This window comes from Hydrogenophaga intermedia, from assembly GCF_023715105.1.
Classification (GTDB): domain Bacteria; phylum Pseudomonadota; class Gammaproteobacteria; order Burkholderiales; family Burkholderiaceae_C; genus Hydrogenophaga; species Hydrogenophaga intermedia_A.
The window spans coordinates 33,977-60,451 of record NZ_JAMBNO010000006.1 but is presented as its reverse complement, the minus strand read 5'-3'; the positions used below and the strand labels follow the sequence as shown (position 1 = coordinate 60,451).

General features: G+C 62.2%; 24 protein-coding genes. 14 read left to right on the top strand and 10 right to left on the bottom strand.

Annotation, left to right across the window (positions count from 1 at the left end):
* Positions 1–29 precede the first annotated feature (29 nt).
* Positions 30–896 carry a PhzF family phenazine biosynthesis protein gene (locus M3149_RS07000; protein ID WP_251708620.1) on the bottom strand — a complete coding sequence of 289 codons (867 nt, stop codon included), beginning with the start codon at positions 894–896 and terminating at the stop codon, positions 30–32.
* Between the two features lie 206 nt (positions 897–1,102).
* Here M3149_RS07000 and M3149_RS06995 point away from each other — a divergent pair, with 206 nt between their 5' ends.
* The 5 genes from M3149_RS06995 (at position 1,103) to M3149_RS06975 (ending at position 8,501) form a co-directional block, all read left to right on the top strand.
* Positions 1,103–1,744 (top strand): LysE family translocator, encoded by a 642-nt coding sequence (locus M3149_RS06995; RefSeq protein ID WP_251708619.1) that lies wholly within the window; start codon positions 1,103–1,105, stop codon positions 1,742–1,744.
* Positions 1,745–1,872: 128 nt separating this feature from the next.
* Positions 1,873–4,137 carry an AAA family ATPase gene (locus M3149_RS06990; protein WP_251708618.1) on the top strand — a complete coding sequence of 755 codons (2,265 nt, stop codon included), beginning with the start codon at positions 1,873–1,875 and terminating at the stop codon, positions 4,135–4,137.
* Positions 4,138–4,141: 4 nt separating this feature from the next.
* Entirely contained in the window at positions 4,142–6,379 is a 2,238-nt protein-coding gene (locus M3149_RS06985) for a restriction endonuclease (protein WP_251708617.1), read from the top strand.
* A gap of 252 nt (positions 6,380–6,631) precedes the next feature.
* On the top strand, positions 6,632–7,486 hold the full coding sequence (locus tag M3149_RS06980) for a restriction endonuclease (RefSeq protein ID WP_251708616.1): 855 nt from the start codon (positions 6,632–6,634) through the stop codon (positions 7,484–7,486).
* 226 nt (positions 7,487–7,712) lie between these two features.
* Positions 7,713–8,501 carry a FadR/GntR family transcriptional regulator gene (locus M3149_RS06975; RefSeq protein WP_251708615.1) on the top strand — a complete coding sequence of 263 codons (789 nt, stop codon included), beginning with the start codon at positions 7,713–7,715 and terminating at the stop codon, positions 8,499–8,501.
* Between the two features lies 1 nt (position 8,502).
* On the opposite strand, the gene M3149_RS06970 is transcribed toward M3149_RS06975, so the two are convergent.
* Entirely contained in the window at positions 8,503–9,204 is a 702-nt protein-coding gene (locus M3149_RS06970; protein WP_251708614.1) for a nitroreductase, read from the bottom strand.
* A gap of 105 nt (positions 9,205–9,309) precedes the next feature.
* On the opposite strand from M3149_RS06970, the gene M3149_RS06965 reads away from it, so the two are divergent.
* From M3149_RS06965 to M3149_RS06950, 4 genes are read left to right on the top strand one after another with little or no spacing between them, the layout of a single operon-like run.
* Complete coding sequence (locus M3149_RS06965) at positions 9,310–10,590, top strand: CaiB/BaiF CoA transferase family protein (RefSeq protein WP_251708613.1); 1,281 nt, start codon at positions 9,310–9,312, stop codon at positions 10,588–10,590.
* Positions 10,587–11,780, top strand: a complete 1,194-nt coding sequence (locus tag M3149_RS06960) for a thiolase family protein (protein WP_251708612.1) — start codon at positions 10,587–10,589, stop codon at positions 11,778–11,780. Before M3149_RS06965 ends, M3149_RS06960 begins: the two co-directional genes overlap by 4 nt.
* Positions 11,777–12,211 (top strand): Zn-ribbon domain-containing OB-fold protein, encoded by a 435-nt coding sequence (locus tag M3149_RS06955; protein WP_251708611.1) that lies wholly within the window; start codon positions 11,777–11,779, stop codon positions 12,209–12,211. Before M3149_RS06960 ends, M3149_RS06955 begins: the two co-directional genes overlap by 4 nt.
* A 21-nt stretch (positions 12,212–12,232) precedes the next feature.
* Positions 12,233–13,387, top strand: a complete 1,155-nt coding sequence (locus M3149_RS06950; RefSeq protein WP_251708610.1) for an acyl-CoA dehydrogenase family protein — start codon at positions 12,233–12,235, stop codon at positions 13,385–13,387.
* A gap of 75 nt (positions 13,388–13,462) precedes the next feature.
* On the opposite strand, the gene M3149_RS06945 is transcribed toward M3149_RS06950, so the two are convergent.
* From M3149_RS06945 to M3149_RS06920, 6 genes are all read right to left on the bottom strand, one after another.
* Positions 13,463–13,918: a MaoC/PaaZ C-terminal domain-containing protein gene (locus M3149_RS06945; protein WP_251708609.1), complete on the bottom strand. Its 456-nt coding sequence runs from the start codon at positions 13,916–13,918 to the stop codon at positions 13,463–13,465.
* A gap of 29 nt (positions 13,919–13,947) precedes the next feature.
* Positions 13,948–15,339 carry an MmgE/PrpD family protein gene (locus M3149_RS06940; RefSeq protein ID WP_251708608.1) on the bottom strand — a complete coding sequence of 464 codons (1,392 nt, stop codon included), beginning with the start codon at positions 15,337–15,339 and terminating at the stop codon, positions 13,948–13,950.
* A 40-nt stretch (positions 15,340–15,379) separates the two neighbouring features.
* Positions 15,380–16,330 carry a Bug family tripartite tricarboxylate transporter substrate binding protein gene (locus M3149_RS06935; protein WP_251708607.1) on the bottom strand — a complete coding sequence of 317 codons (951 nt, stop codon included), beginning with the start codon at positions 16,328–16,330 and terminating at the stop codon, positions 15,380–15,382.
* A 76-nt stretch (positions 16,331–16,406) separates the two neighbouring features.
* On the bottom strand, positions 16,407–16,718 hold the full coding sequence (locus M3149_RS06930; protein WP_251708606.1) for an NIPSNAP family protein: 312 nt from the start codon (positions 16,716–16,718) through the stop codon (positions 16,407–16,409).
* Positions 16,719–16,735: 17 nt separating this feature from the next.
* The gene (locus M3149_RS06925) at positions 16,736–18,466 is read right to left on the bottom strand and encodes an FAD-dependent oxidoreductase (protein WP_251708605.1); all 1,731 of its coding nucleotides are present in this window, start codon (positions 18,464–18,466) and stop codon (positions 16,736–16,738) included.
* A gap of 15 nt (positions 18,467–18,481) precedes the next feature.
* Complete coding sequence (locus M3149_RS06920; RefSeq protein ID WP_251708604.1) at positions 18,482–19,447, bottom strand: Bug family tripartite tricarboxylate transporter substrate binding protein; 966 nt, start codon at positions 19,445–19,447, stop codon at positions 18,482–18,484.
* Between the two features lie 145 nt (positions 19,448–19,592).
* On the opposite strand from M3149_RS06920, the gene M3149_RS06915 reads away from it, so the two are divergent.
* Genes M3149_RS06915 through M3149_RS06905 form a run of 3 tightly spaced genes read left to right on the top strand, consistent with a single transcriptional unit; the run spans position 19,593 to position 22,466 of the window.
* Positions 19,593–21,014 (top strand): hypothetical protein, encoded by a 1,422-nt coding sequence (locus M3149_RS06915; RefSeq protein WP_251708603.1) that lies wholly within the window; start codon positions 19,593–19,595, stop codon positions 21,012–21,014.
* Positions 21,015–21,027: 13 nt separating this feature from the next.
* Entirely contained in the window at positions 21,028–22,155 is a 1,128-nt protein-coding gene (locus M3149_RS06910; protein WP_251708602.1) for a CaiB/BaiF CoA transferase family protein, read from the top strand.
* A 17-nt stretch (positions 22,156–22,172) separates the two neighbouring features.
* Entirely contained in the window at positions 22,173–22,466 is a 294-nt protein-coding gene (locus tag M3149_RS06905) for a hypothetical protein (protein WP_251708601.1), read from the top strand.
* Positions 22,467–22,470: 4 nt separating this feature from the next.
* Here M3149_RS06905 and M3149_RS06900 read toward each other — a convergent pair whose 3' ends face one another.
* Positions 22,471–22,923: a MarR family winged helix-turn-helix transcriptional regulator gene (locus M3149_RS06900; RefSeq protein WP_251708600.1), complete on the bottom strand. Its 453-nt coding sequence runs from the start codon at positions 22,921–22,923 to the stop codon at positions 22,471–22,473.
* 29 nt (positions 22,924–22,952) lie between these two features.
* Positions 22,953–23,687 (bottom strand): SDR family NAD(P)-dependent oxidoreductase, encoded by a 735-nt coding sequence (locus M3149_RS06895; protein WP_251708599.1) that lies wholly within the window; start codon positions 23,685–23,687, stop codon positions 22,953–22,955.
* 96 nt (positions 23,688–23,783) lie between these two features.
* Here M3149_RS06895 and M3149_RS06890 point away from each other — a divergent pair, with 96 nt between their 5' ends.
* Both M3149_RS06890 and M3149_RS06885 read left to right on the top strand, forming a co-directional pair.
* Positions 23,784–25,379, top strand: a complete 1,596-nt coding sequence (locus M3149_RS06890) for a flavin-containing monooxygenase (protein ID WP_285886640.1) — start codon at positions 23,784–23,786, stop codon at positions 25,377–25,379.
* A gap of 45 nt (positions 25,380–25,424) precedes the next feature.
* The gene (locus M3149_RS06885; protein WP_251708597.1) at positions 25,425–26,468 is read left to right on the top strand and encodes a TRAP transporter substrate-binding protein; all 1,044 of its coding nucleotides are present in this window, start codon (positions 25,425–25,427) and stop codon (positions 26,466–26,468) included.
* The last annotated feature ends 7 nt before the right edge of the window (positions 26,469–26,475 follow it).

The following is a 26,475-nucleotide window of genomic DNA, read 5'->3' as shown; positions in this document are numbered from 1 at the left end:
GGGCTTGATCCTTCACTCGGAGGCAGGTGTCAATCCACAGCCATCAGGCGCGCATCGAGCTCGCTGCTTCCCCACACGGACACTTCACCGGCAATCCGGACACCGGTTCCGCGTGCGGCGTCGTAGTCGACAAAGATTTCGCTGCGCCGGCCCATGTCCTCGCCCTGGATGATGCGCAGCGATCCGCTGCGTTTGATGCCGAGGTCACGCAAGTACCCGGCCAGCGCAGCAGCAGCCGCGCCAGTGGCCGGGTCTTCGTACACACCACCCGCGGCGAAGGGGTTTCGGGCATGGAACACATCGTCGCTCTCACGGTACACGAGCGTCACGGTAGCCAGATCGAGCTCTCGCTTGACATGCAACAACTCGTTGAACGCATAGCCCATGTGCGAGAGCCGACGCCTGGAACGCAAGGCGATGAGCGCATGGTTGGCGCCAGCGTTCATCAATCGCGGCGGCAATCCCGCGTCAAGATCGTCAGGTACCAGGCCAAAGCAAGCCCGCAGGCGTTCGACATACGTCAATGCCATCTCACGGGTGAAGGTACGGGGTGACACGAACCGGGCCATCCAACCCGTGCTGGACATGGAAGCCACCACGGGAACGCTGGCAAAGTTGGTCTTCAGGTCGTACTGACCCACACCGTGGTTGAGCCCGAGAATGGCCCCGGCCGCGATCGTGGCGTGTCCGCAGAAGGGAATCTCGATCTCGGGCGCAAAGTAGCGCACCCGCCACGACCCGCCCTCCGGGTGGAGGAAAGCGACCTCGGAATAACCGACATCCCGCGCCAGGGCTTGCATGGTCGATTCGGAAAGCGCCCTGCTGCAGACGGCCACGCCGGCCGGGTTGCCGCCTTTGCCGCCTGATGAGAACGCCGCTGCACGATAGAGCTTCATGGCCTGAATCCGGTGATCTGAGCAATGCTGCGCGCGGCTTGCAGCTCAGCGTTGAAACCTTGTCCTACTGCTGGTTGGGATGTTCGTTGCACAGGATGCGCCTCGAAGCCAGCATGGGACGCAATTCGACAGCAACGAACGCCGCCGGATTTGCACAAAACCGCGGAAAGTGCCGCCGAGGTTCAGCGCCAGAACACACAGACGACATGAATGAAGCCGCCTCGTTGCTTGCCATCGGCATCGCCCTGCTCATCGGAGCCGCCAGCCCAGGACCCAGTTTCATCATGGTCGCGCGGTCAGCAGCGTCGGGTGGCCGGCGCGCGGGCTTGCAAGCGGCGCTGGGCATGGGACTGGGTGGCCTGATCTTTGCTGTGGGCGCTCTGCTCGGGCTGAGCGCAACACTCGCCGCAGCGCCCAAGGTTTTCGCCGCGTTGAAGCTGGCAGGAGCGGCCTACCTCGGCTATCTCGCGTTCCGGCTTTGGCAAGGCGCCAAACAGCCGCTGGAGATCCAGATCCCCTTGTCGACCGGACGCTCGACTGCGTCGACGCGACACTTTTTGCTTGGCTTCTTCACCCAGATCAGCAATCCCAAGACCGTCATCGTCTACGCCAGCGTCTTTGCGGCGCTGCTTCCCTCCTCGCCCGGCATCGAGTTCCACCTACTGGTGGCCATACTGGTGTTTGCCATCGAGGCAGGCTGGTACGCGACTGTCGCCTTGATTCTCTCGTCTGACGGCGCTCAGGCTGTCTATGTGCGCTGCAAAGTGTGGATTGACAGGCTGTCTGGAGTCATGATGGGCGTGTTGGCAGCGAAGCTGGCGGGGTCGGTGATCGAGAATGACCGATGAAGACTGGTGTGCGACGCTCGCCGGTACACAATGAACATTGGCACAGCTCATGAAGCGAACCTTCACTTTCGCAACGTGGGGTCTCCAGACGATTTCGGTAGTCTTGAGTCCAATATCAGAGAGAAGACATGCTGAAGAGCATCGAGAAGATCAAGGGACTCGGCGTCTATCAAAGCTATAGCAAGCCCGCTGGCACGCACGACTTCGGGATCAAGAATCTCATCTACGGCTGGAACTATTCCGGGAAGACCACCCTGTCCCGACTGTTCGCTCAGCTTGAAACCAAAGCGGCCAATCCAGATTTATCCGGATGCGAATTCACGCTTGGTACTACCGATGATTCGATCACAGAGAAAAACTTCAGTCGGTGCAATCTGTCTGTTCGGGTCTTCAATTCGGACTTCGTCCGCGCCAATCTGCACTTCGATGGCGGGAACTTCAACCCCATCCTGCTGCTCGGCAAGGAATCCGAGGAAGCCCAAAGGAAGATCGATGCGCTAAGCAAGCGGATCAAGCGCTCGGAGGAGGTCCAGCGCAAACTGGACGGCACGTTCGAAGAACTGAAGATGCGGATCGCGCAGGCCAAGACCGAGACTGCGAAGTTCATCCGCCAACATCTGAAGGTTGACCCCTACACGGCCACACATCTCGCCCAGGACATCGTCGCAGTCGGCGTTCTTGACTCCCAGTTTCTTTCGGAGAAGGAACTCGCTGATGCCGTCGAACTCGCGCTGACCCCTGACTCCAAGAAGCCGAGTACGGTGGAGGAACTGTGCGCTGCTCCGTCGATCGAGGATCTCCACAAGGAAGCCGTAACAGTTCTGGCAGCAACGCCGAGCTTCTCCAACACGATCAAACACCTTGAGGAGAATCCCGCCGTTGAGCGCTGGGTCCACGGCGGCCTGAACCTACACACTGGCGCGGGAACGTGCGAGTTCTGCGGAAACGATCTATCCCAGGATCGCCTCGAAGCGTTTCGTGTGCACTTTTCGAAGGATCTGGCTGACCACAAGGAGCTGGTGGATGGACTTCTTGCGCGTGTGAAGGAGGCTGTTTTCAGCCTGAGTTGGCCCAAGGCAGCCGAACTCAATGCTCAGTTTCGTGGAGCCTATACCGCCGCCATTGAAGCGCTGCCCGCAGCCATCGACGCATTCAACCAAGCTGCAAGGAAACTCGCAGACGAAGTGCAACGCAAGGCGGATGACCCCCGCAAGGCCATGACGCCTACGCCATTGGCTGCTGGCCTCGAAAAGGGTATCAAGGACGCCGCTGCCGCAGTCAACCTCGTCATCAAGCAAAACAACGAGTTGGCCTCGAACTTCACGAAGGCCAGAGCCGATGCTTCGAGACAGGCCCGATACCACTACGTCCAGCAATTCGTTGACGACCAAGCTACCACCGGCCTGGAGCAAAAGAAGACTCGACTCGCCAATCGGTCCGAACGTCTGAAAGCCTATGCTGCAAGGGTACGGCCGGAGATCAGTAGTCTTCAGGCTCAGATCAGTCAGGCACAACAAGGCCGGGAAAAGATAAACGAACGCCTGGCATCCATGCTGGGAAGCGAGGCCGTTCAGATCCAGGTCGTCAAAGATGCGGCTGGCCAGGACCGCTTTCAACTAGTCCGGAAGACGGGGACCGTTGCTAAGAACCTGAGCGACGGAGAGCGAACGGCCATTGCCTTCTCGTACTTCCTGACAAAGCTACAGGAAATCAAGCCCGCGGAATTCAAGGAGACCATCGTCTACATCGACGATCCCATCTCAAGTCTCGACGCCAATCACATCTTTCAGGTGACCGCCGCCATCCGAGCGCTGTTCTTCAAGCAGCAGGACAAGAACGCGCCTTGGCAGACCACCTGCAAGCAACTTTTCATCTCCACGCACAACTTCGAGTTCTTCAACCTGCTCAGAGAGATCAAGCCAGCGGCGAGCAACAAAGGAGCGCGGCTATATCTGATCAGAAGGATTGCCGAGAAGTCCTCAACGCTGGAAGACATGCCGGCCTCGCTCTCACGCTATCAGTCTGAATACCATTTCCTGTTTGAGGTCATCCATCGCTTCTACAAGGCACCCGACAAGACCGTCCACGAAGTACTGATGCTGTTGCCGAACGCCATGAGGCGCTTCATCGAACTCTATACGTACTCCAGGCTTCCTGGGCCGAAAGAGTCGGAACAAGTCGACGAGCGAGCCGAGATTCTGTTCGGTGTCGAGCGTGCGAAGCGGATCCTGAAGATCTTCCATTACTTCAGCCACGGCAACACGCTGGACCGGCTCGCCGGAAACAACGAACTGATCTTCGACCTCGAGCATGCGGTCAAGGACCTGATAGATGCCATCACCGAGACTGACAAGCGCCATATGGACTCCCTGATCTCGGCCACTCAGGCTTGACGACATGTACGACTTTCGCACTCTGTCGCCGATCGATTTCGAACTGCTCGTTCGTGACCTGCTGCAAGCGGAGTTGGGCATCACGATGGAGAGCTTCGGCCCTGGCAAGGATGGTGGAATCGACTTCCGCTTCGCTATGGCGGATCAGGATGTCGTAGTGCAGGCCAAACATCATGTGGAGGGCGGGCCAAGAAGCCTTCTTCGGGCAGTGATGAAGGAGGACAGCAAAGTCCTGAAGCTAGCTCCGAGCCGGTACATCCTGGTCACGTCCTTATCGCTTACCCCGGAACTGAAGCGCAAAATCATTCAAGCGATGCCGTCCACGCCGGTCAGTGCCGGAGACGTCATAGGCCGCGAGGACCTAAACAACCTTCTGGGCCTTCATCCACACGTGCTGCGTCAGCATTTCAAGCTTTGGTTGACTAGCACGGAAGTCCTTGAGCGAATCTTGCACAGCGCGGTCTACAACCGGACCGAAGCCGAGTTGGCCCGCATCAAGCAACTTGTTCCCAAGTTCGTGCACAACGCCAGTGTGGCCGAGGCGGAGGCAATCCTGGAGGACCGCGGCGCGCTGATCATTACGGGTGAGCCTGGTGTCGGAAAGACCACCCTTGGCCGCATGCTGCTTTGGCTCCACATGGAGCAGAACTGGAAGGTCTTTGTCGTGGACGACCTGCAGGAGGCTATGGCCGTCAGTACAGCCGGCGAGAAGCGGCTCATCTTCCTCGACGATTTCCTGGGTCAGATCAGTCTGACCAACGAGCTGTTGGGTAAGGTGGATCAGCGTCTGCCCGTTTTCCTGGATCGACTTCGAAACAACAAGGATCTTCGCTTCATCCTGACAACTAGGCTGTACCTGCTCAACCAAGCGCAGATCCAGTCGGACAAGCTCTCGTCTTCACGAGTGGAGGCAAGCGAAATGATTCTGAACGTTGGGGTCTATACACGGATCATCAAAGCCAAAGTTGTCTTCAATCACATTTACTTCTCAGATCTGGTCGATGAAGAAAAGGCTAAGCTCCTGGACGGTGACTTCTTCCTGACGATGATCGACCACCGCAACTTCAGCCCCCGCTTGATCGAGTTGCTGACTTCCGCAGACTACTATTCTGTAGGCGACGATTCCATCCAGGCCACTGTCCTTCGTGTTTTGGACAACCCTTTGGAACTCTGGGAGCGGCCGTATCGATCGCACCTGAGCGCAGATGCGAGATGTCTGTTGTGGGCTACCTTCTTTACCGGCCCCTATGTAGGAATGGATCTCTGTCTGCAACTGTTCAAGCGAATCACCGCAAACGCAGGGTTCCAGATCGCTTCGTCGGATGCAGTTTCACGTTTCCGGACAGGGTTGAAGGAACTGAGCGGATCGTTTGTTACGGTCGGAGATCAAGAAATTTCCTTCGCGAATCCCGGCATTCGTGATTTCCTGAGCAGTGTCTTCATCGACGACCAGCTGCTTCCCGTCGTTGTGCGATCCGTTTCGACGATCTACGAGTTCAGAAGCGCATGGAGTTTTTTCAGGACAAACATTGCGAAGTGTCGCGATCAATTCGGCGAACAGGATCTGTGGCTAGCCGCCATGGTCCGCGTCCAGGGCGACAACAGAACAACCGCGATCGCATCACTGCGGCACATTCTTGAGATGCGCGAACACTTGCCGGGTCTCCATATCAAGGCTGTTCTTTTCAAGGTAGTCAACGATTTGATGTTGCAGGGAATCGAGCCAGGAGATTTCTATGAGTGCTTGTTTTCTCTGCGGCAGTTGAAGCGGCTCCCGTTTCGGACGGATGAACTTCTTGTTCCAGCCCGCGAAGCCCTGACAAATGCAGCGGCAAACATGCTTGCCAATGCTGGTGATGACTTGGCGATCGACGACATTACCAGTATTGCTAGCGCACTTGAGCCACTGACGGAAGAAGGCGTGGTCCACAGCTCAGCGCGCAAAGCGCTGCAAGGGCTCATCTGTGGAATTGAGGGCAAACTTTCCGACATCTCATCCACTCAAGAACTCGGAACGTTCCTCGAAGAGCTTGTCTCCGCAGCAAAGACGTATGACGTCCGAATTGGCCCGACATTGATGCAAGACATTCAAAGTCGCCGCGAGACTCTCGAAGTGCGCGAGGGCGAAGAAGACAGCGATCCATATCAACAGACCGGATCGCAGGTAGCGGCTGGCGAAATCTCGGACGCCGAGATCAAGTCGATGTTCTCGCTTATGTCCACCGGCCCAGTCAGCGGATAGCCGTGCTTCTCGGAGCAGGCTTTCGTCGGATCAAGTCCGGGCGAGTCAGTGACCGGTAGCCTGCCGAAAGCGTGAACTCGGTGGACCGGCTGAACGACTGGAGTCGCTGCGCAGCTGCCCATAGAGTGGCGTCACCACTCAAGGAACTCAGGGCACTGGCTGAGCTTTGGCCACGGACTCGTCACTTGAGACGCCCTACAACTACATTTCAGGCGTCAGAACAGTTCAACAGCTGCGCAAGGGAGCGTCCACGTGGGAAGAAGAAATCGCAAAGAAGCCAACGAACTGGTTCAGCTTATCTCGCGCCTGCCATGGTGGGTTTCGGTTCTGTGCGCACTCGTCGCTTATCTGCTGCTCAGCTCATTTGCGAGCGCGCCAACGCCAAAGAGTGTCCAGCCGAACCAGGTGAGTTCACTGATGGTCGGTTCGCTCTGGAAGGGCCTGGCGGTTGCGGGACAGTACGTCGTCCCCCTGCTATTCCTGTTGGGCGCACTCACCTCCTTTCTACGGCGCCGTGAGGGTGCGGCTTTGGTTGAGCGGGTCGCCAGTGCACCGGGCACTTCTGGCCTCAACCAGATGACTTGGCCGCAGTTCGAGCGTCTGGTGGGCGAAACGCTTCACCGCATGGGCTATCAAGTCGTCGAGAACGGCGGCGGAGGCGCCGATGGAGGCGTTGACCTGCTCGCAACCAAGGCGGGGCAGCGCTATCTCGTGCAGTGCAAGCAGTGGCGCACCTATCGTGTGGGTGTGTCGGTTGTACGCGAACAGTTCGGCCTCATCACCGCGGAGGGCGCTGCGGGCGGCTTCGTTGTGACTTCGGGAAGGTTCACTCACGAGGCCATCGAGTTTGCGGTCGGCAAACCCATTGTCCTCATCGACGGCGAGCAACTGAGCAAGGCGGTCGCCGCTGTCAGCAAGTCCGCCCAGCCGCAATCGCACCGAGGCTTCGAAGCAGAGCGGCGGGAGCCTGCCATGGCCACAACGCCGACCTGCCCCGTCTGCAAGGGCGCGATGGTGCTCAGGCAGGCCAAGCAAGGCAACCGGGCGGGCGAGTCGTTCTGGGGCTGTCGACAGTTCCCGAAATGCCGCGGCGTGCGGCCCGCTTGAGAGCTTTGTCACCTGAATGAGTCCCCCTTGAATCGCCCCAGGATGCGAGGAGGCCCCTTTCTCCATGGGCATGGAGCCGTATGCAGTACGTTTGTGCTGCTGACCTCACTTAAAGCCGTTTTATCCCGGGTGCCGGCTACTGACAGATTTACCGCCCGATGTGGCCGAATCAAGTCGACCGGATCAATTGGTTCTATCATTGATCTAACTACCCTTGAGAAGCGCCGTGGCCACGCCGAACCATCCCTCCTCTCCTGCCAGTCCCCCACCATCCACTGCTTTCAAGCCCATCCGCTCGCAGCGGGCATTCGAGGAGATTGCCGAGCAGATCCGCACGGAACTGGCGCAAGGTCGCTTGGGTGTAGGCAGTCGCCTGCCTTCCGAACGGGCGCTGGCCGAGCAGTTCGGTGTATCCCGCAACACCCTGCGTGAGGCCCTGCGATCGCTCGAACACGCGGGCCTCGTCCGACTGCAGAAGGGTGCGACAGGTGGCGCCTTCATCACTGAGGGCAATGGCCAGGTCATCACCACCGGCCTGATGGACATGTACCACCTCGGTGCGATCCAACCCGCTCAACTGACCGAGGCCCGCATCTGGCTCGAATCCATCATCGTGCGCGAGGCGTGTCTGCGTGCGACGCCAGCAGATCTCGAAATGCTGCACGCCAACGTGCGCGATGCAGAGGCTGCCATCGCTGCTGGCGATTTTCACCGTCGCGCCGATATCCACTTGGAGTTCCACCGACTGCTCGCTCGCATGACTCGCAATCCCATCATGGAGATCGTGATGGACGGCGTGCTGACAGTTCTGCGTCACTACGTGCTGTCGATCGGCGACTACGAAAACGCGTTCGTTGTGCCCTCCCGCAAGCGATTCCTCAAGTACATGGAAGCGCGTGACGTGGACGGCGCCATTGCCGAGATGGAGGCCAGCCTCAAGAAGCTGCAACGCAGCTATCTGTCTCACGCCCGAAGCGATGCGGATCCGAAGAAGGCAGCTGGACGCGGCACGTAGCTCAGGTCGACAGCCAGCTCGCGGCCTCGTCCGGGTATGCGCGCGGTGTCCTGAAACCATTGGCGGCATGCGCTTCGTCTGCATAGCCAAACGAAATTCCGCAGACCACGAGCCGGTCATCACTCAGACCGAAGAACTCGCGAACGCGCGCCGGTCGTGAGGCCAGGGCAGCCTGCGCAATGGTGGCCACGCCCAGGCTGCGCGCGGCCAGTAGGAAGTTCGCCACGAAACCGCCGCAGTCCACGGCACCATACACGCCCAGCGCAGCGTCCGTCGTGACGATGGCCACATGGGGCGCGCCAAAGAGACGGAAGTTCTCCTGCGCCTGCTTGGCCGAGGCCTCGCGATCACCTCGCGCGATACCTACGCTTTCATACAACTGCAGCGCGCAGTCCAGCCGGCGCTGGCGGTAGACGCCCCGGTACTCGGACGGCCAGACGAAATCAGGTCCCGCTTCGTCGGCCGCCTTGGGCGTCAGCAGGGTCGCGCGGAAACGCTCGGTGGCCTCGCCTTCGGTGATGTGGACCTGCCATGGCTGCGAGTTGCACCAGGACGCGGTGCGCTGCGCCATCGCGAGGATCTTTCGTTGCAGAGGCCTCGGCACGGGTGTTGGCAGAAAGCCCCGGCAACTGTGGCGCGCCTGCAGCAGGCGATCCAGCGCCGCACAGTCGGCTGAGGCTATGGATTCAAGGCTTGTGTTCATGTCTGAACTCCAGGGATGGTGGACGGCGAACGGCAGATGACGGATGGAGGTTGTCAGTTGTCTCTCGAGAAGTATAATGGTTGAACCATTGATATGGAGGCAACCATGTTCGACCAGCAGCGCATCAACGCACTGCCCATCCAGCGGCCCAACGCCAGCGCCGCTGCGCCCGTGCTTCAAGGGCTCAAGGTGGTGGATTTCACACATTTCGTGGCTGGCCCGCTGGCCACGATGACGCTCGCGGACTTCGGCGCCGACGTCATCAAGATCGAAGCGCCCGTGCGCGGCGACGATTTTCGGCACTACCCCACGGTGGACCCTGAGATTCCTGCTCAAGGCGGCCCCTTTCTCTGGACGAACCGCAACAAGAAGAGCCTGGCCCTGGATCTCAAGAGCGAGGCCGGGATTCAGGTGGTCAGGGAGTTGATTGCCCAAGCCGACGTGCTGGTGGAGAACTTCTCCTCGGGCGTGATGGAGCGTTTCGGACTCGACCCAGAGACCTGCGCCCGCATCAATCCCAAGCTCATCTACTGCTCGGTCTCGGCATACGGACGCGAAGGCCCCTATGCCGACCGCCTGGGTTTCGATCCCATCGTGCAGGCCGAAAGCGGTTTCATTTCCATGAACGGATACGCGGACCGGCAGGGTGTGCGCACTGGCGCCGCCATCATGGACACCGCCACCGCCATGACGGCCACGAACGCCATCTTGCTGGCCCTCATCGCACGTGCCCGGGATGGCGTCGGCCAACGTGTGGAGGTTGCACTGCTGGACACTGCCATCCTCATGACTGGCTTCGGCGCCATGCAACACCTCACCACCGGCTACGAGCCCCAGCGCAACGGCAACGTCAGTCCCGACACCTGCCCGTCCGGCGTGTTCATGGCCCAGGACAAACCGTTCTACATCAACTGTGGAAACGACAAGATCTATCAGCGCCTGTTCGAACAGGTGCTCGACCGTTCCGATCTGGCGCACGACCCGGTGCTGTCGCAACGCGTCAACCGGCTGCGCGAACGCGAGCTTCTCTTCAAGATCATGGACGAGGCCTTTTCGGCCCAGCCATGGAGCCACTGGGCACCCAAGCTGCGCGCAGCCAATGTGCCTCACGGTCAGGTCAAGACGCTGAGCGAGGCCCTGACTTCCGATGAAGTTCGCTCACGCGATCTCGTCACCCGCATCCCGCATCCGGTCAAAGGCTGGATTCCCAACATTGCCTCGCCGATCCGCATGTCGCGCACGCCGGCGGTGGCGTCGCAGGCGGCGCCCGCCGTTGGCGCCCAGAGTGAAGAGGTGCTGCGCGAGGTGCTGGGATACGACGAAGAACGCATCGCAGCACTGCGCGAGGCAGGGGCCTTCGGCGTTCTGGACGGAGTCTCGGCATGACACGGCGCGTCGCCCTCATTGGCGCGAGCGCGATTCCCGTCGGGCGTCACCAAACGGCCGACGACGCGGCCTTGCAGACGCTGGAACACGAGATCATGACGCGCCTGGTCGCCGAGGCGGTGAGCGATGCCGGCATAAGCAAGGAAGACATCCAGAGCCTGGTCTTCACGCTGCCACGCCCCTATACACGCCAGAAGTACTTTCACACCTTCCTGATGGGCCAACTGCGCCTGGCCTGCCGGGGCAGCGTGATGGAGGTGATGGGCAACGGGATGACGGCCGCCCTCGCCTTCGACAAGGCTTGCGACGAGATTCTGCTGGGCCGCACGGACGTGGCCCTCGCGCTGGGCATCAACATGGAAAGCGCCGTCCCGGCGGCCGAACACATGATGAGCAGCATGCGCACCACGGGTGACGTGGATTTCCACACTTCAGCCGGCTTCACGCCCATTGCCTGGTACGCCATGGACGCCACACGCTACATGCACGAGCACGGCGCAACGCGCGAACAACTCGGCGCCGTTGCGGTGAAAAACCGCTATCACGCCTCACTCAATCCGCTGGCCCAATACCGCAAGCCGATCACGTTGGAGGACGTGATCAACCAGCGACCCATCGTCGAGCCCCTGGGCCTGTACGACGTGCCCGGCCGCAGCGATGGCGCCGCCTGTCTGGTGCTCGCCAGTGAGGAAGTGGCCAAGGCCACCGGAAGGCCCTATGCGCTGGTGCGTGGGCGCGGCTTCTGTCATGACGGCTCACACCAGATCAGCGACGTGCCCAACGACATGATCGCCTTCGAGTCCGCTGCGAAGGCCTCGCGCGACGCCTATGCACAGGCGGGCATACAACCGGGCGACCTCGACCTCGCCGAGCTGTACGCACCCTGCACGATCGTCGAGGTGTTGGTGACCGAGGCCATTGGCGTCGCTGCCAAAGGCCAAGGCGCAAGAGCAGCGTTCGACGGTGAAACCCGACTCGGCGGGCGCATCCCCGTCTCGACTTCAGGCGGGCTCACGTCGCGCGGTCACCCGGCTTATGTCACCTCCCTCTACAACTACGTCGAGCTGGCCGACCAATTGCGCGGGCGCGCCGGTGATCGGCAGGTGAAGGACGCGCTCTGGGGCCTGGCCACCGGTGAACTGGGCAACTACAACGCCGCCCTTGTGCATGTGCTGGAGGCTGTGCGATGAACAATACCACCCGCCTTGAGCGCTTGCCTCAAACAGGCGCGCGCGCCTACCCTCCCCGCCACTCCGCTTTCACCGCGGTGTTCTGGGAGGCATTGCGAGAAGGCACCTGGCAGACCACACGTTGCGGCGCCTGCGGCCACGCCACCTTCCCGCCCAAACCCGTCTGCCCGCATTGCTGGTCGACCGACATGCAGTGGGCGCCATTGGGCGCGCGCGGTCGCCTCTATTCCTGGACGCGCATACACGCAGCTCCCGCCGTCTTCGCCGCCGAGTCGCCCTACGCGGTCGGCATCGTCGATCTCGACGACGGACTGCGCCTGGCTTGCCGCCTGGTGGAAACCGACAACATCCCCTGGACGCCGGGCATGCCGGTCGAAATGGTGGTGCTGAGCTACGAGGACGGCCCTCTGTTCGCCGCCCGCCCGATCTGAACCCAACCCGAGGAGACCCCTATGTCATTGATCAACACCCACGGCCTGACCGACGAGCAGAAGATGATGCGCGAGGGCGTGCTGGATCTGCTATCCCGCCACCTGCCCTGGGAGCGTGTGCGCAAGATGGACGAAGCCCGCGAGTTCCCGCACGAGGCCTACAACGCGCTCGCCGAGGCCGGCTATCTCGGCATCTTCTACCCGGAAGAACTCGGCGGCATGGGCGCGAGCTACAAGGACATCGCCGTGTTCATGGAGACACTGGGCTACTACTACACCGGCATTGCCCAGGGCGTCACCACCACCGCCATCTATGCCGGCATGCACGTGGCCAAGTTCGGCACACCAGAGATGAAGCAGGACATCGTTCCCAAGATTGTTGCCGGCAAGGTCAAGCTGGCCCTGGCCATGTCCGAGCCGGGAACGGGCTCCGATGTCGCCGGCATCAAGACATCGGCGGTTCGTGATAGAGACGACTACGTCATCAACGGCAGCAAGGTCTGGATCACCTGTGCGCACGTGGCGGACTATCTGGTCGCCATCGTCAAGACCGACAAGCAGGCACGCCACAACGGCATCAGCACCATTCTTGTGCCGACCAATACACCGGGCGTGACGATCCGCCCGCTGTCCATGCTGGGCCGTCGCACCACCCACGCCAACGAGGTCTTCTTCGACAACGTGCGCGTGCCGGCCAGCAACCTGTTCGGCGGCGAAGGTCAGGCCTGGAAGAACATCATGGCCGCGCTGGGCCTGGAACGCATGGGCCTGGCCGCCATCTCGGCCGGACATTGCTTCAAGATCACCGAATACGCGCGCGACTACGCACGCGAGCGCATCCAGTTTGGTCAGCCGATCTCGCAGTTCCAGGTGATCCAGCACAAGCTGGCCGACATGATGATCATGGCCGAGACGGCCCGCCAGTCCGTCTACCGCGTGGCCGAACTGCTCGACGGTGGTCACAAAGTGGTTCAGGAAGCTTCCATCGCCAAGATCGTCTGCACCGAGAACAACTTCAAGTGCGCCGACATCGGCATGCAGATCCTGGGCGGCGCAGGCTACTCGAACGAGTACGACATGCAGATGTTCTTCCGCGACTCACGCGTCGGTCCCATCGGCGGTGGCACAAACGAGATCCAGCGCAATATCATTGCCAAGCAAATGGATCTCGCATGAGACGGGGCCTTCGGGCCCACTCCTGACAAAAGAAAACCGGGCCAAGGCCCGGTTTCTCGTTGGCGCCGACGCTGCTCAGGCAGTAGCTGCCAGTACCGGTCGGCAACGGTACATGTTGGAGATGATCATCGAATGCACCATCTCGTCGCGCTGGTTCTTGACGATACGCTCGCAGGTCACGATGCCCTTGGTGCCGCTGCTGGTGAGCTTTTTCTCCAACGGCGTGATGAGCGCGTGAATGGTGTCGCCCGCCTTCACCGGCAAGTGCATGCGCCATTGATCCAGCCCGGTCATCGCAATGATGGTGCCGTCGTTGATGCCGCTGAGGCACTGCAGGCCGCCCACGATGGCCAGCACCAAGGGGCCATGGGCAATCGGCTCTCCGTACGGCTGTGTCTTGCAGAACTCGTGATCGATGTGCGGTGCGTTGTGGTCGCCCGAGAGGCAGGCGAAGTTGACGATGTCGGTCTGCGTCACCGTACGTCGCGACGTGACGATGGTCTGGCCGATCTCGAATTCTTCAAAATACATTCCGCGTGGGCGGTAGTTGGGGTGGTGACTCATCGGCAATCCTTTCCCGCAGGTATTTGAAGCAAGGCGAACAGCGCGTGCGTGTCACTCATGCGATCGATCGCCTCGCAGGCTTGGGCAAACTGCCTGGCACGCTCGACGCCGATGACTGGCTCCGCCAGCACCTTGAACTTGGTCAAGACGTCCTCGTCGGTCAGAGGTGTCTTGGGTGAACCCCGGGGCGACGTCAGAGCCAGGGAGACGTTCTGACCGTTCTCATCCGTCGTCTCTACCGCGCAGTGGTGGTAGTGGTTCAAGGTGGCGTCGGGGCGAACCCGGATGCGACCCATGGCCGCACGCACGTCCTCGCGTTGCAACTGGCGCTCGAGCTCGATGCTGTGCTCCGGCAAGATGACATCGGCTCCACAAACAGCCAGCGCCACGCAGAATTGCAGGTGAAACCGCGCGTCATTTGACGATTGGGGTGGACGATCCTTGGCCACGACATCGGCCACATATGGCGCCACCCGCACCTCGATGGCGCCGTCACTCTGAAGCTTGCCCAGTCGACCGATCAGTTGGCGCACGGCATCCACGGGCGCATGCAGGTAGCCGCAACAGGCGTGCAGCTTGCGCCGGGGTTCAGCCAGCGCCCATCGGGCTTGCCAGGCCTCGGCATCGAACTTGCCTTCGAGCGAGGCGGTGGCGAAGTAGCCCGTCTTGCCGTCCAGAATGGCCGGCGGCCCGGTCATGCCGGCACGTGCATACCACGCCGCCGTCACACCCGTGTCTGCGGGCTGCGCACCAAACAGCATGGGTTTGACGGTGCCGCCGTCGCCGAAGATCACTTCGGCCGGGCACCACCCAGCCAGCGCTGCAGCGATCGCCATGGCGTGGTGCGTCTTGTCCTCGTCCAACTCGAGCAGGCAGGCTGCAGCGGCCGCAGCCCCGATGGTTGATGGAATACCGACAGGCACCAAGGCCATGTCCGTATAACGCTTCAACGAGGGGTAGACCGAATCGTAGACGCGCGCTGTCACCTCGATGCCGCGCACCAAGGCCTCGACGGTGCGTACGCCCGGGCTCCCCAGGGTTTCGGCCAACGCCATGGTGGCCGAAACGACGCCGATGCTGGCGTGCCCGCCGATCAGGTCGTTGAGTTCCAGCACGTCGCCCAGATAGCCGTTCACTCGAACGGCCCCGCGCCAGTCGCGCCGATGGGGCGTGCCCACAATGGTTGCACCCGCTTCGGCGGCCAAGGCCGGTTCGCATTCCATCACCAGCTCGGCCTCTTGCGTGCGGGTGCCCGCCAGCATGCAGCCGACCGAGTCCAGCAGGCACAGACGGGCCTGGTGTGCGACCTCTGCCGGGATGGTCTCGATCGTCATGTCCCGGGCCTGCCGGGCAAGCAGCTTCAGTGCCGCAAAGGAGTTGGGTGGCATGTGGGTCACAACTGTCTGCTCCAGGCCGCTCGGCGTGGCGTCATTCTTTCTCGATGCCGGCCTGCTTCGCGATGTCGCTGTACTTCGCGAAATCCTTGCGCATCTCTTCCCCGTAAGCCTTGGGCGACAGCACGGTTCCCTCCATCCCGAGTCGCGCGTACAAAGCCTGGACGTCCGGCGTGCGGGCAGCCTGTTCAATTTCCTTGTGCAGACGCTGCACGATGGCCGCAGGCGTACCTGCGGGTGCCAGCACACCCAGCCAACCGTTGAAGGCGAAATCCTTGAAGCCGAGTTCCTGCATCGTCGGCACATCCGGCAACGCTGGCGTTCGGTTTGATCCAAGCACCGCCAACGCGCGCATGCGCTTGGCCTGCAGCATCGGTCCGGCGGCTCCCAGCGCGTCGGGGTTCACACTCAGTCGTCCGCCCAGCACTTCGGTGGCGGCCTGCGCCGGCCCCCTGAAGGGAACGCCCAGAAGGTCGATACTCGCCTGGTGGTTGAAGGCCTCCATGGCGATCCGGTACAGACCAGCCGAGTTGCCGTAGGTCAGGGTCTTTGGCGCCTTCTTGGCTGCGGCGATCAGATCTTGAACGCTCTTGAAAGGCGAGTCGTAATGCACCGTCAGCAGCAGCGGTGTGTTGGCCATCGTGGCGACCGGAGTGAACTCCTTGAACAGGTCGACCATCACGTTCTTCATGATGATGGGCGGCACCACGGTGGACGACACGGTGCTCACCGCCAAGGTATAGCCGTCCGGCTTGCTGCGCGCCACCGCTTGCATTCCGATTCCGCCACCGGCCCCTGGGCGGTTGTCGACCACCACGGGCTGCCCCATCGAGCTGGACAACTTTTGTGCAATGGCTCGTGCGGTCACGTCCGAGCTGGAGCCGGGCGTGAAGGGAACGATCATGGTGATGGGCTGCGTCGGATAGGCAGCCTCCTGAGCATGAGCAAACGGCGCGGCAACAGCCAGCGTGGCGATCAGGGTCAATCGAGCGAATGTCATGTTGTCTTGGCTCCAGTTGTTATGAATTGGGTGAGCGAATCCAGCGGACCGCCGTCGGGTTTCAAGCGAGTGCCACGGCGCGGACGAGCCGGGTCTCCTGTGATGTGATCAAGTGACCCGAGGCGGCGAGATAGGCCGGGAACTCCGGATGCGAGTCGCGCGCCTGGCAACGGCGTTCATAGTCCGCCAGGTCGTCATAGCCCCACAGATGGATGAACTGATTCTGCGGTCCGACGACACTGGTCCAGAAGCCAAGTGGATGGCCGAGTGTGTCCATCAGGACGGGCATGGCCAGGCGATGGAACACCTCGAGGAACTCCGGCATCTTGCGCAACGCGATGGTGTAGACGCGGTGGTCCACCCAGGCCTTCATGGGAGCATTTGACATGGTCATGCGGCCACCACCTCTCGGTCTTCCCTGGCCTCGCGCGCACGAATGCCGGATGCGATGTGTCGCGCGGTGATGTAGGCAAACGTCATGTTGGGGCCGTGCGTGATGCCTGCACCCGGGTAGTTGCCGCCCATGAGGCTGGCGCGGTCGTTGCCCACGGCATAGAGGCCTTCGATCACCGAGCCGTCCCGTCGCAGCACTGCGCCCTCGGTGCTGGTGCTCAGGCCGTCGAAGGTACCCAGATCGCCCATCACCAGTTTGATCGCGTAGAACGGACCATCGGTGAGCGGCGCCACGCATGGGTTGGGCTTGTTCTCGGGATCAGCCAGGTAGCGGTTGAAGCTGTTGCCTCCGCGATCGAACGCCGGGTCCTCGCCATTGACGGCGTGACGGTTGTACTCACGCACGGTGTCTTCGAGCCCTTGGGGGTCGATGCCGGCTTGCTGAGCGAGGTCCCACAAGGTTTTGCCCTCTACCAGATAGCCATTTCGAACGAACGGTTTGATCGGCATGGGGGCGGGCTTCACGTAGCCAAGCCCGTAGCTGGCAAGCGCGCGCTTGTCGCAGACCAGCCACATCGCCGTCTCTGGCAAACCTTCACAGGCCTTGATCATGGCTGCGCCCACGTCGTGGTACGAGTTGGACTCGTTGGTGAAGCGTCGGCCATTGGACAGCACACCGATCACGCCCGGCTTGTAGCGATCCAGCAGGTGCGGGAACACGCCCGTCTCGCCCTTGCCGAAGTCCACGCGCGTCACCGGCATCCAGGCTGCCGGCTGGGGAAACCGGATATCCACGTAGCCCCCAGCGGCCTCTGCCATACGACAACCATCGCCCGTATTTCCCACCGGCGTAGGCGAAAGATGCTGGTGACCGCGCCGCACATGCGGGTAGGCCTGAGCGACGCGCTCCTTGTCGTGGGGGAATCCACCACAGGCAAGCACCACGCCCTTTCGAGCGCCCACCAGCCGTTCGGCGCCCGCATTGTCGACATACACCCCGTGAACACGATCACCCTGCGTTGCCAGGCGGGCAACCGGCATTGATGTGAGGATCGGAATCCCCAGGTCGAGTGCCGATTTCGCCAGCCTCGCCGCCAGGGCGTTACCGCTGGTCACTTGTACGGCGCGACGATAGAGAACCAGCTCTTTCACATGGTTGAGCAGGCGTCGCGCGACGTAGAGCGCCGAGCGAAGTGACTTGGTAGCACGAAAGAAGTGCTTGAGGTCGGCGTTGGACGAGTTGAACATCATCCCGATGAAGGTGATGGTCTTGAGCGGTGGCTTGAGCCGGTCCATATCCTTGCCGAGGCCACGGATGTCGTAGGGCTGGGCAAGGATGGAGCGCCCGACATCCGCACCACCGGGTGCCGTGGGGTGATAGTCGGGGTAGAGCGTCGGCACGAACTTCATACTGGTTTCGCGCTCCAGAAAGTCCACCATCTGCGGCCCGTTGGCAATGAAGGCCTCAACCGATTCGCTGTCGTAAAAGCGGCCAGTCTCGGCTTGCAGAAAATCGCGCACCGCCTGCACCGTGTCGCCGGGGTTCTGAGCGCGGCCATGGCGCGTGAGTGGCACCCACAAGACGCCGCCCGAGAGCGCGGTGGTGCCACCGAACACCGGCTCCTTCTCCAGCACCACGACGTCAAGCCCCTGCTTGCGCGCCGTGATGGCGCAGGTGAGTCCTGCTGCCCCGGAACCGACGACGACCAGATCGTATTCAGACTTCATGCCGCGTACCCGAACTCAGTCGGCCTTGATGTTGTGCTTGGTGATGATCTCGCGCCAATCCGACTGCTCGCGCTTCATCACGCCGCCCAGTTCGGCAGGGCTGGACACGCGAGGCTGTGCACCCGTGGGCAAGAGTCGCTTGGCCAGCTCCTCATTGGCCATCACCTGGCGCATGGCGGCATTGATCTTGTTCACCACGGCATCAGGAGTCCCTGCCGGGGCCAGAAGACCGAACCAGACTTCGGCCACGAAACCGGGGACCACGCTGTTGATGGTGGGCACACCTGGCACGACAGGCGAAGGCCCCTCCGAAGCCACGGCAAGAAGATTCAGATGGCCTTCACGAACCTGACCCATCATGGCCGAGGACGGTGTGGTCAGCAGCATCTGCACCTCGCCCGTGCGCACCGCGAGGGTGGTATTGGCCTCGCCTTTGTAGGGAACGTGTTGAAGCTTCAGGCCGGTCATCGAACCCAGGCGCGTCGAGGCCAGGTGCCCGTAAGAAGCCGTACCGGCCGATGCGTAAAGCAGCCCATTGGGCACCTGCCTGGCCTGCTTGAGGAAGTCACTCAGATTGGTGCCGGGCACGCTCTTGTTGGTCACAAGCACCATGGGCACCGCGGTCACCTGCGTCACCGGCTTGAAGTCCTTGATCGCGTCGTAACCGGCCTTGTCATTGAGCAGCGGCGCAATGACCACGCCGTTGTTCGGGTACAGCAGCGTGTGGCCATCGGCTGCAGCACGGGCCACGAACTGTGCGCCGATGGCGCCCGAAGCACCTGGCTTGTTGTCGACCACGACGGGTTGTCCAAGCAGTTTGGACAGCTCGTCCTTGAACATGCGAACCTGGTTGTCGCTGGTGCCACCCGCCGGATACGGAACCACGATGGTGATGGGACGCGACGGGAAGGTGTCCTGCGCCCAGGCGACGGCACCGACGGTCAACGCCGCCGCAGCGGCAAGGTACTTGATGGATTTCATGTCTGTTGCTCCTCGTGGTGGATGGTTGTCCCTGATTGATCTATATGTTCAATGGTTGATCCAATGATAGTATAGTGACCCAGATACACAACCCCCCAGCGGCGGTTACCGGCGACTCACCGACAAGCGGCAGCCCCTAAAACCCATGCGCGACCCCGCGACGGCCTCACCCCCTGTTCTCACGGCACCCACCTCCTCGTTGACGCTGACCGTGACGGGCGCCATTCCGGTCATCACGCTGGTGGACCTCATGCTGCGTCCGAGCGGATCGATCGCCGTACTGGCAGCCGTGCTTGCACTGTTTCTGTTGTTGAACGCCACTCAGGTCAGCGCTGGTGTTCTACGCACATCGGTGCTGCTCGGATCCCTGACGTTGCTGCTGTTGCCCGGGTTGGATGAACCATGGATGGCCCTGCAACAGGGCGTTCGCATCGGTGCCCTGATTGCCTCTTTGCTGGTATCGGTGAACCTGTTGTCCCGCGCCGCCGGCCGAACCACCCGCGTGCGCGACGTGCTGCGCACGCTGCAGCAATCGCCACACCCCTCGCGTTATTGGCGCTTGAGCCTTGCCAGCCAGTTCTTCGGCGGACTTCTTGGTCTGGCCGGCATCGCCATGATGATGGAGGCAGCCGCCCAACACGACCGCGACGACGCGCGCGAACAGTTGTCCTCTTTCTGTGCCATTGCAAGGGGTTACTCCGCGTTGAGTCTGTGGAGTCCCCTGTACAGCAACATGAGTATCGTGCTCGGCCTGTACGCAGGCACCAGTTGGACGGGCATGCTTCCAATGGCCCTGGGCGTCACGGCCTTGTTCATCGTGCTGGGGACCGCCATGGACCGCCTCGGTCGTCGTGGCCGTGAGGCGACGGCCGATACGGTCGATACGCCCGACGTGGCGGCCCGTGATATCTGGCGATCCGGCGCTCCGATCGTGGTGACCATGCTGTGCTTCATGGCTGTCCTGGTCGCACTCAGCCATGGTCAGCAATGGCCGATCACCGCTGTGATCATCACCGTGACGCCACTGGGTGCCTGGGTCGTCAACGCCTGTATCGGTCAGCATGGCTCGAAAGGCCTGGGCACGGGGGCGCGCATGGTGTGGGCCGACATGGCGGGTTTCCGGAGCATGACCAGCGAGGTCTTGATGTTCCTCGCCTCGGGATGCGCAGGAACCGTAATCGCCAGTGCCATTCCTGACGCCTGGACTGCGCAGATTGGCGCTTGGGTGGCAGGTGCACCCGTGTTGGCCTGCCTCACGCTGTCGGCGCTGATCGTGGCACTGTGTGCAGCGGCTATTCACCCGATGCTGTGTGCCGTCATCGTGGGCACCAGCCTCACACCAACCACACTGGGTCTTCCCCTGCCCGTGCACCTCACCGCCCTGCTGGTGGGTTGGGGCTTGGCCATCACCATCACACCATTCTCGGTGCTGAGCCTGATGGCCAGTCGCTGGTCGGGCGTTCCCGTACTCACCATCAGCTTGCGCGCCAACGGCGGCTTCGTGCTGTTGGCGCTACTCGTCTCGTCGGTCCTGCTCGGCACGCTGGCGACATGGATTCATGCGTGAAGGACAACAACCCATGAACAAACCAACATCCCCCCGTGGTGGCCCGCTGCACGGCGTGCGTGTTGTCGAATTCGCCGGCCTTGGCCCGGCCCCGTTTGCCTGCATGCTGCTCGCCGACATGGGTGCCGACGTGGTCCGCATCGACCGCCCGGACGCACCACCGATAGACGCACGGGACATCGTCAACCGTGGCCGTCGAACCGTTGCGCTCGACTTGAAATCGCCCGAAGACGTCGCCAGGGCACTCGAGCTCGCCCGGCACGCAGAGCTGCTGGTGGAAGGCTTTCGACCCGGCGTCATGGAACGCCTCGGCCTCGGTCCGACGACCGTTCATGCATGCAATCCAGGTCTGGTCTACGGGCGCATGACCGGCTGGGGCCAGTACGGCCCACTGGCCCAGGCGGCGGGTCACGACATCAACTACATCGCACTCGCCGGGGCACTGTCGTTGATCGGTCCGTCCAACGGCGCGCCTGTGCCGCCGCTCAACCTGGTGGGCGACTATGGCGGTGGCAGCCTCTACCTCGTGATGGGGTTGCTTGCCGGGTTGCTGCACGCGCGCACCACGGGGCAAGGCCAAGTGGTGGACGCGGCCATCTGCGACGGTGTTCTCTCTCTGCTGAGCAACAACATGACCCACCGCATGCAAGGCCGGTTCCGCGATCAACGAGGCAGCAACATGCTCGACGGCGGTGCCCCCTACTACACAACCTACGAGACGGCAGACGGAAGATACGTGTCGATCGGCCCGATCGAGCCCAGGTTCTTCCAGGCGCTGTGCCGCGAGCTTGAACTGCCCGAATCCCTGGCAAGCCTGCAGAACGACCCTTCGCACTGGCCGGCGCTGCACGCGGCCATCGGCAATGCCCTGCGCCGCCAGCCGTTGGCGCACTGGTGCGCGCGGCTCGAGGGCACTGATGTGTGTTTCGCCCCGGTGCTGACACCGCCCGAAGCGGCCCGACACCCGCACATCGTCGCGCGTCGCGGCTTCATCCAGGTGGACGGCGTCGAGCACACCGCACCAGCACCGCGTTTCTCCGTCACACCCGGCACCATCTCGCAAGGGCCTACCGCAGCACGCTGGCCGGCAGACGAGGTACTCGATGGCTGGCAACTCTCTCGCGCGCAGCCATGTCAATAGGGCCTGCACACAGGACCTTGCTGGAACTGCTGGAGCAAAAGCGCGCCAGAAACCACTACAAGGTCGCACTGCGCTACTACTTCATGCTCGAAGCCCTGAGCCACCCGGTCCCCCCCGCGCACCAAAGCTACTGCGTTGCTGCCATGCGGCGTTGTGCGCCGCGCGACCTGGAACGCATCCGGCGAACGGCCAGGGATTGGGCCGCCTTTGCACATGCCTCGCCATCGGTCAGGCCGGCCTCGATCGACTTCGGCCCCTTGGTGGAACATGTTCTGTGCATCCTCGCGAGGTCGGACCCGTCAGTCAATTGAGGAATCAGCGCGAACCACGCCCGACCTGTTGCACTTCCTCGAGGTTGCCAAGCATGCGCTGCAGCAGATCGATCAGCAGCACGCGCTCGGCATCGCTGATGCCCTTGAGAAGGGCTTGCTCGCGGGCCATCGCGAAGCGGTACACGGCGTTGTGCAGCCTGTTGCCTTCCGCGGTCACCCGGTACTCGATCTTGCGCAGGCCCTGCGGCCGGGATTCGAGAAATCCATTGGCGACGAGCTGAGCGACGCTGCGGCTCACCGCCGCCTTGTCCAGCCCCATGAGCTCACAGGCCTTGGACGCCGTGGACCAGGGGTAGATCTTGAAGTACGCCAGGACACGCCATTCCGTGACACTGATGCCGAACCTGTCATGGTAAAGCGCCGACGCGCTGCTGGACACCTTGTTCGACAGCCAGAGCAGCAGGCCGGGTACGTATCGGTCGAGATCGAGTTGCATGGCGAGAGTCGGGTCTGAATGGCGGCCACTCATCCGTTGATCACGCCACCGTCGACGGTGATCACCTGGCCGGTGACATAGTTTGCCGCGTCGCTGCAGAGAAAGCCCACCACGCCCGCCACATCCTCAGGCTCCCCATATCGCCCCAGGGGGATCTCGGCCAGGCGTTGCTCGCCCATGGAAACGACGAGTGCATCCGTCATGGGTGTGCGGATGAGCCCGGGCGAGACCGCGTTGACCAGGGTCTGCGGCGCGAGGTCGCGCGAGAACGCCCGCACTAGCCCCACGATGCCCCCCTTGGCTGCTGCGTACGCCGCGCGGTTGGAGGTGCCGCGCTGGAAGGCACGCGAGCTGCACATCACCACGCGCGAAGGCCCACGGACATCCCGCGCGCTGCGAAAGGCCAGCACCATCTCGTAGGCGTTGCTAAGGTTGCTGGCAATGGCGCGATCCCAGACCGAGCGGTCCCCGACCTCCAGTGGATCGTGCTCGAACACTCCCGCCATATGCACCAGCGCGTGCAGCGGCCCTCCCGCGGCCGCCACTGCCCGCGCGCACTCCCGCGAATCGGCCAGCGAAGACACCACAGTTGCCACGCCCGCACCGCCGAGTTGCCCATGCACCGCCGCGAGCCGGCTGGCGTCCACATCCACAAGCGTCACGTGCGCGCCCCGCCCCAGAAAGTGGCGCGCGCAGGCCAAGCCTATGCCGCCTGCCCCACCTGTCACCAACACCCGCCGCTCTTTGAGGTCCTGTCTGTCCATCCGTCGGATTTTGCCTACATCATGTTGACGCGTCAACCTAATGAGTCGACACTTAGCTCAGGTTGACATGACAACCTATTGACGAGAGAGACAAGCATGAAACTGGATATGTTGGTGGTGGGTGCCGGCTTCGCGGGCATCTATCAGCTGTACAAGGCCCGCGAAGCGGGCATGAGCGTAAAGGTGCTGGAAGCCGGGGAAGGCATCGGCGGCACCTGGTTCTGGAACCGCTACCCCGGTGCGCGCTGCGACGTGGAAAGCCTGGACTATTCCTACTCGTTCAGCCGCGAGCTTGAAGAGGAATGGGAATGGAGCGAGCGCTATGCATCGCAGGCCGAGATCCTGCGCTACATGAATCATGTGGTGGATCGATTCGAGCTGCGCGACGGCATTGAGCTCAACGCACGCGTGACGGCTGCTCACTACGACGAGGACCACTCCCTGTGGCATGTGCGAACCGCCGACGGTCGGCACCATGAAGCTACCTGGCTGGTCATGGCCACAGGCGGACTGTCGGTTCCGCAGAAGCCCTCGCTCAAAGGCCTAGACGAATTCAAAGGACCCTGGTACCACAGCGCGCGCTGGCCCACCGAAGGCGTGGACTTCACCGGCCAGCGGGTGGTGATGATCGGCACCGGCTCAAGTGGCGTTCAGATGACACCGGAGATTGCAGCCCAGGCCAGGCAACTGACCGTTTTGCAGCGCACCGCTAACTTCAGCGTGCCCGCGCACAACGTGCCGTTCACACCCGAGGCGCTGAAAGCCGCGAAGGCGCGCTATTCCGAGCGAAGGGCCATGGGCCGCGAAGCGATCACCGGGCAGTTCCTCAACGCCAACACCAAGACCGCGGCCGAAATGACGCCCGAGGAGCAGATGGCCGAACTGGAGTACCGGTGGCGTGGCGCAGGCGGCGGTTTCCGCATGCTGCGCGCCTTTGCCGACCAGATGTCCAGGCTGTCAACCAACCGTCTCGTGGCCGAGTTCGCACGGCGAAAGATCAGAGAGGTGGTGAAAGACCCGAGAAAGGCCGAGATCCTGTGCCCCAAAGACGACCTGCCGTTCGGCACCAAACGCCTTTGCGTGGACACGAACTACTACGAGTCCTTCAATCTGCCGCACGTGGACATCGTTGACATCGCCGCCAACCCGCTGGTCGAAGCCACACCCAAGGGCGTGAGATTGACCAGCGGCGAGATCGAATTCGATGCCCTCGTCTTTGCCACCGGGTTCGATGCCATGACCGGCGCGCTCAAATCGATCGACCTGCGCGGTGAAGGCGGCGTGCTGCTGCGCGACAAGTGGGAACACGGGCCCACCTCCTACCTGGGCATCGGCATCGCTGGCTTCCCCAATCTGTTCGTGGTCGCCGGACCCGGAAGCCCCTCGGTGCTGAGCAACATGGTGCATTCGATCGAGACACATGTGGACTGGATCATGAAGCTCATCCACACCGCACAAGCGCGCGAAGCCAGACGGGTGGCCGCCAGGCAGGAGGCAGAAGACGCCTGGGTGCAGCGCTGTGCGGACGAAGCGGGCAAGACGCTCTATCCCCAGGCGAACAGCTGGTACATGGGGGCCAACATTGCCGGCAAGCCGCGCGTGTTCATGGCCTTCGTGTCGGGCGTACCGCTGTACCGCCGGATCATCGAAGAAGTCGCCGCCAACAACTACCAGGGATTCGACATCGCCTGAGGCCACGCAGCAAGGGCACCACCACTCATTTCTAGGAGACAGACCATGGACCGCAGAACCCTTCTCAAATCCGCCGCGGCGCTGGCCGCGCCCGCCATCGTGCTGCCGGTCTCGGCGCAGAACCCCGTCAAGCTGCGCCTGCACACCTTCGTGCCGGCCACCTCCAACGTCTACAGCAAGGTGATCACGCCCTGGATGCAGAAGATCGAGAAGGACTCGGGGGGCCGCATCCAGTTCGAGGGCTACGCCTCCATGCAGATGGGTGGCTCGCCCGCGCAACTGTATGACCAGTCCCGCGATGGCGTCGTTGACGTGATCTGGTCGCTGGCCGGCTACACGCCGGGCCGTTTCCCGCGCACCGAGGTATTCGAACTGCCCTTCTTCACCTACGACGGCGAGGGCGCATCGCGCGCCGCGTGGGAGTACGTGGCGGCCAACGCCGCCGATGAGTTCCGCGACGTCAAGCTGCTGGCATGCCACATGCATGGCCTGAACATCCTGCACATGAAGAACAAGGTCATCAGGTCAGCCGCCGAACTCAAGGGCCTGAAGGTTCGTGGGCCGTCGCGGCGCGCCACCCAGTTCCTGGCCAACGTGGGTGCGGTCCCGGTGGGCATGCCGCTGCCCGCCATCCCCGACGCACTCTCCAAGGGTGTGATCGACGGTGCCATCATCCCCTGGGACACGGTGCCCGCGGCCAAGCTCGACGAACTCACCAGGTTCCACACCGAGTTTCCCGCAGGCATGCCGGGCTTCAACAACAGCATTCAGTTTCTCACCATGAACCGGGCACGCTACGAAGGTCTGCCACCCGATCTGAAAAAAGTGATCGACAACAACTCGGGGGCCGACGTATCGGCCATGTACGGTCGCGTGATCGCCATGGCAGACCCGGTGGTCCGCAAAGCCGTGGTCGACCGTGGCAACACCGTTCATGTGGTTGGCAAAGCCGAAACCGAGGAGTTCATCAAGCTCACCGAGCCCGTGACCGCTGACTGGGTGAAGGAGGTCAGCGCCAAGGGCTTCGACGGCAACAAGCTGCTGGCCGAGGCCAGATCTCTGATCCAGCGGCATCGCCCCAAGGCCTGAAGTGGGT

Excerpts from the sequence above, each read along its gene's own strand:
- M3149_RS06890 (WP_285886640.1), top strand. The coding sequence starts at position 23,784 with ATGAAACTGGATATGTTGGTGGTGGGTGCCGGCTTCGCGGGCATCTAT.
- M3149_RS06910 (WP_251708602.1), top strand. The coding sequence starts at position 21,028 with ATGAACAAACCAACATCCCCCCGTGGTGGCCCGCTGCACGGCGTGCGT.
- M3149_RS06895 (WP_251708599.1), bottom strand. The coding sequence starts at position 23,687 with ATGGACAGACAGGACCTCAAAGAGCGGCGGGTGTTGGTGACAGGTGGG.
- M3149_RS06995 (WP_251708619.1), top strand. The coding sequence starts at position 1,103 with ATGAATGAAGCCGCCTCGTTGCTTGCCATCGGCATCGCCCTGCTCATC.
- M3149_RS06945 (WP_251708609.1), bottom strand. The coding sequence starts at position 13,918 with ATGTATTTTGAAGAATTCGAGATCGGCCAGACCATCGTCACGTCGCGA.
- M3149_RS06950 (WP_251708610.1), top strand. The coding sequence starts at position 12,233 with ATGTCATTGATCAACACCCACGGCCTGACCGACGAGCAGAAGATGATG.
- M3149_RS06970 (WP_251708614.1), bottom strand. The coding sequence starts at position 9,204 with ATGAACACAAGCCTTGAATCCATAGCCTCAGCCGACTGTGCGGCGCTG.
- M3149_RS06915 (WP_251708603.1), top strand. The coding sequence starts at position 19,593 with ATGCGCGACCCCGCGACGGCCTCACCCCCTGTTCTCACGGCACCCACC.
- M3149_RS06925 (WP_251708605.1), bottom strand. The coding sequence starts at position 18,466 with ATGAAGTCTGAATACGATCTGGTCGTCGTCGGTTCCGGGGCAGCAGGA.
- M3149_RS06955 (WP_251708611.1), top strand. The coding sequence starts at position 11,777 with ATGAACAATACCACCCGCCTTGAGCGCTTGCCTCAAACAGGCGCGCGC.
- M3149_RS06930 (WP_251708606.1), bottom strand. The coding sequence starts at position 16,718 with ATGAAGGCCTGGGTGGACCACCGCGTCTACACCATCGCGTTGCGCAAG.
- M3149_RS06985 (WP_251708617.1), top strand. The coding sequence starts at position 4,142 with ATGTACGACTTTCGCACTCTGTCGCCGATCGATTTCGAACTGCTCGTT.
- M3149_RS06990 (WP_251708618.1), top strand. The coding sequence starts at position 1,873 with ATGCTGAAGAGCATCGAGAAGATCAAGGGACTCGGCGTCTATCAAAGC.
- M3149_RS06965 (WP_251708613.1), top strand. The coding sequence starts at position 9,310 with ATGTTCGACCAGCAGCGCATCAACGCACTGCCCATCCAGCGGCCCAAC.
- M3149_RS06885 (WP_251708597.1), top strand. The coding sequence starts at position 25,425 with ATGGACCGCAGAACCCTTCTCAAATCCGCCGCGGCGCTGGCCGCGCCC.
- M3149_RS06960 (WP_251708612.1), top strand. The coding sequence starts at position 10,587 with ATGACACGGCGCGTCGCCCTCATTGGCGCGAGCGCGATTCCCGTCGGG.
- M3149_RS06940 (WP_251708608.1), bottom strand. The coding sequence starts at position 15,339 with ATGCCACCCAACTCCTTTGCGGCACTGAAGCTGCTTGCCCGGCAGGCC.
- M3149_RS06920 (WP_251708604.1), bottom strand. The coding sequence starts at position 19,447 with ATGAAATCCATCAAGTACCTTGCCGCTGCGGCGGCGTTGACCGTCGGT.
- M3149_RS07000 (WP_251708620.1), bottom strand. The coding sequence starts at position 896 with ATGAAGCTCTATCGTGCAGCGGCGTTCTCATCAGGCGGCAAAGGCGGC.
- M3149_RS06900 (WP_251708600.1), bottom strand. The coding sequence starts at position 22,923 with ATGCAACTCGATCTCGACCGATACGTACCCGGCCTGCTGCTCTGGCTG.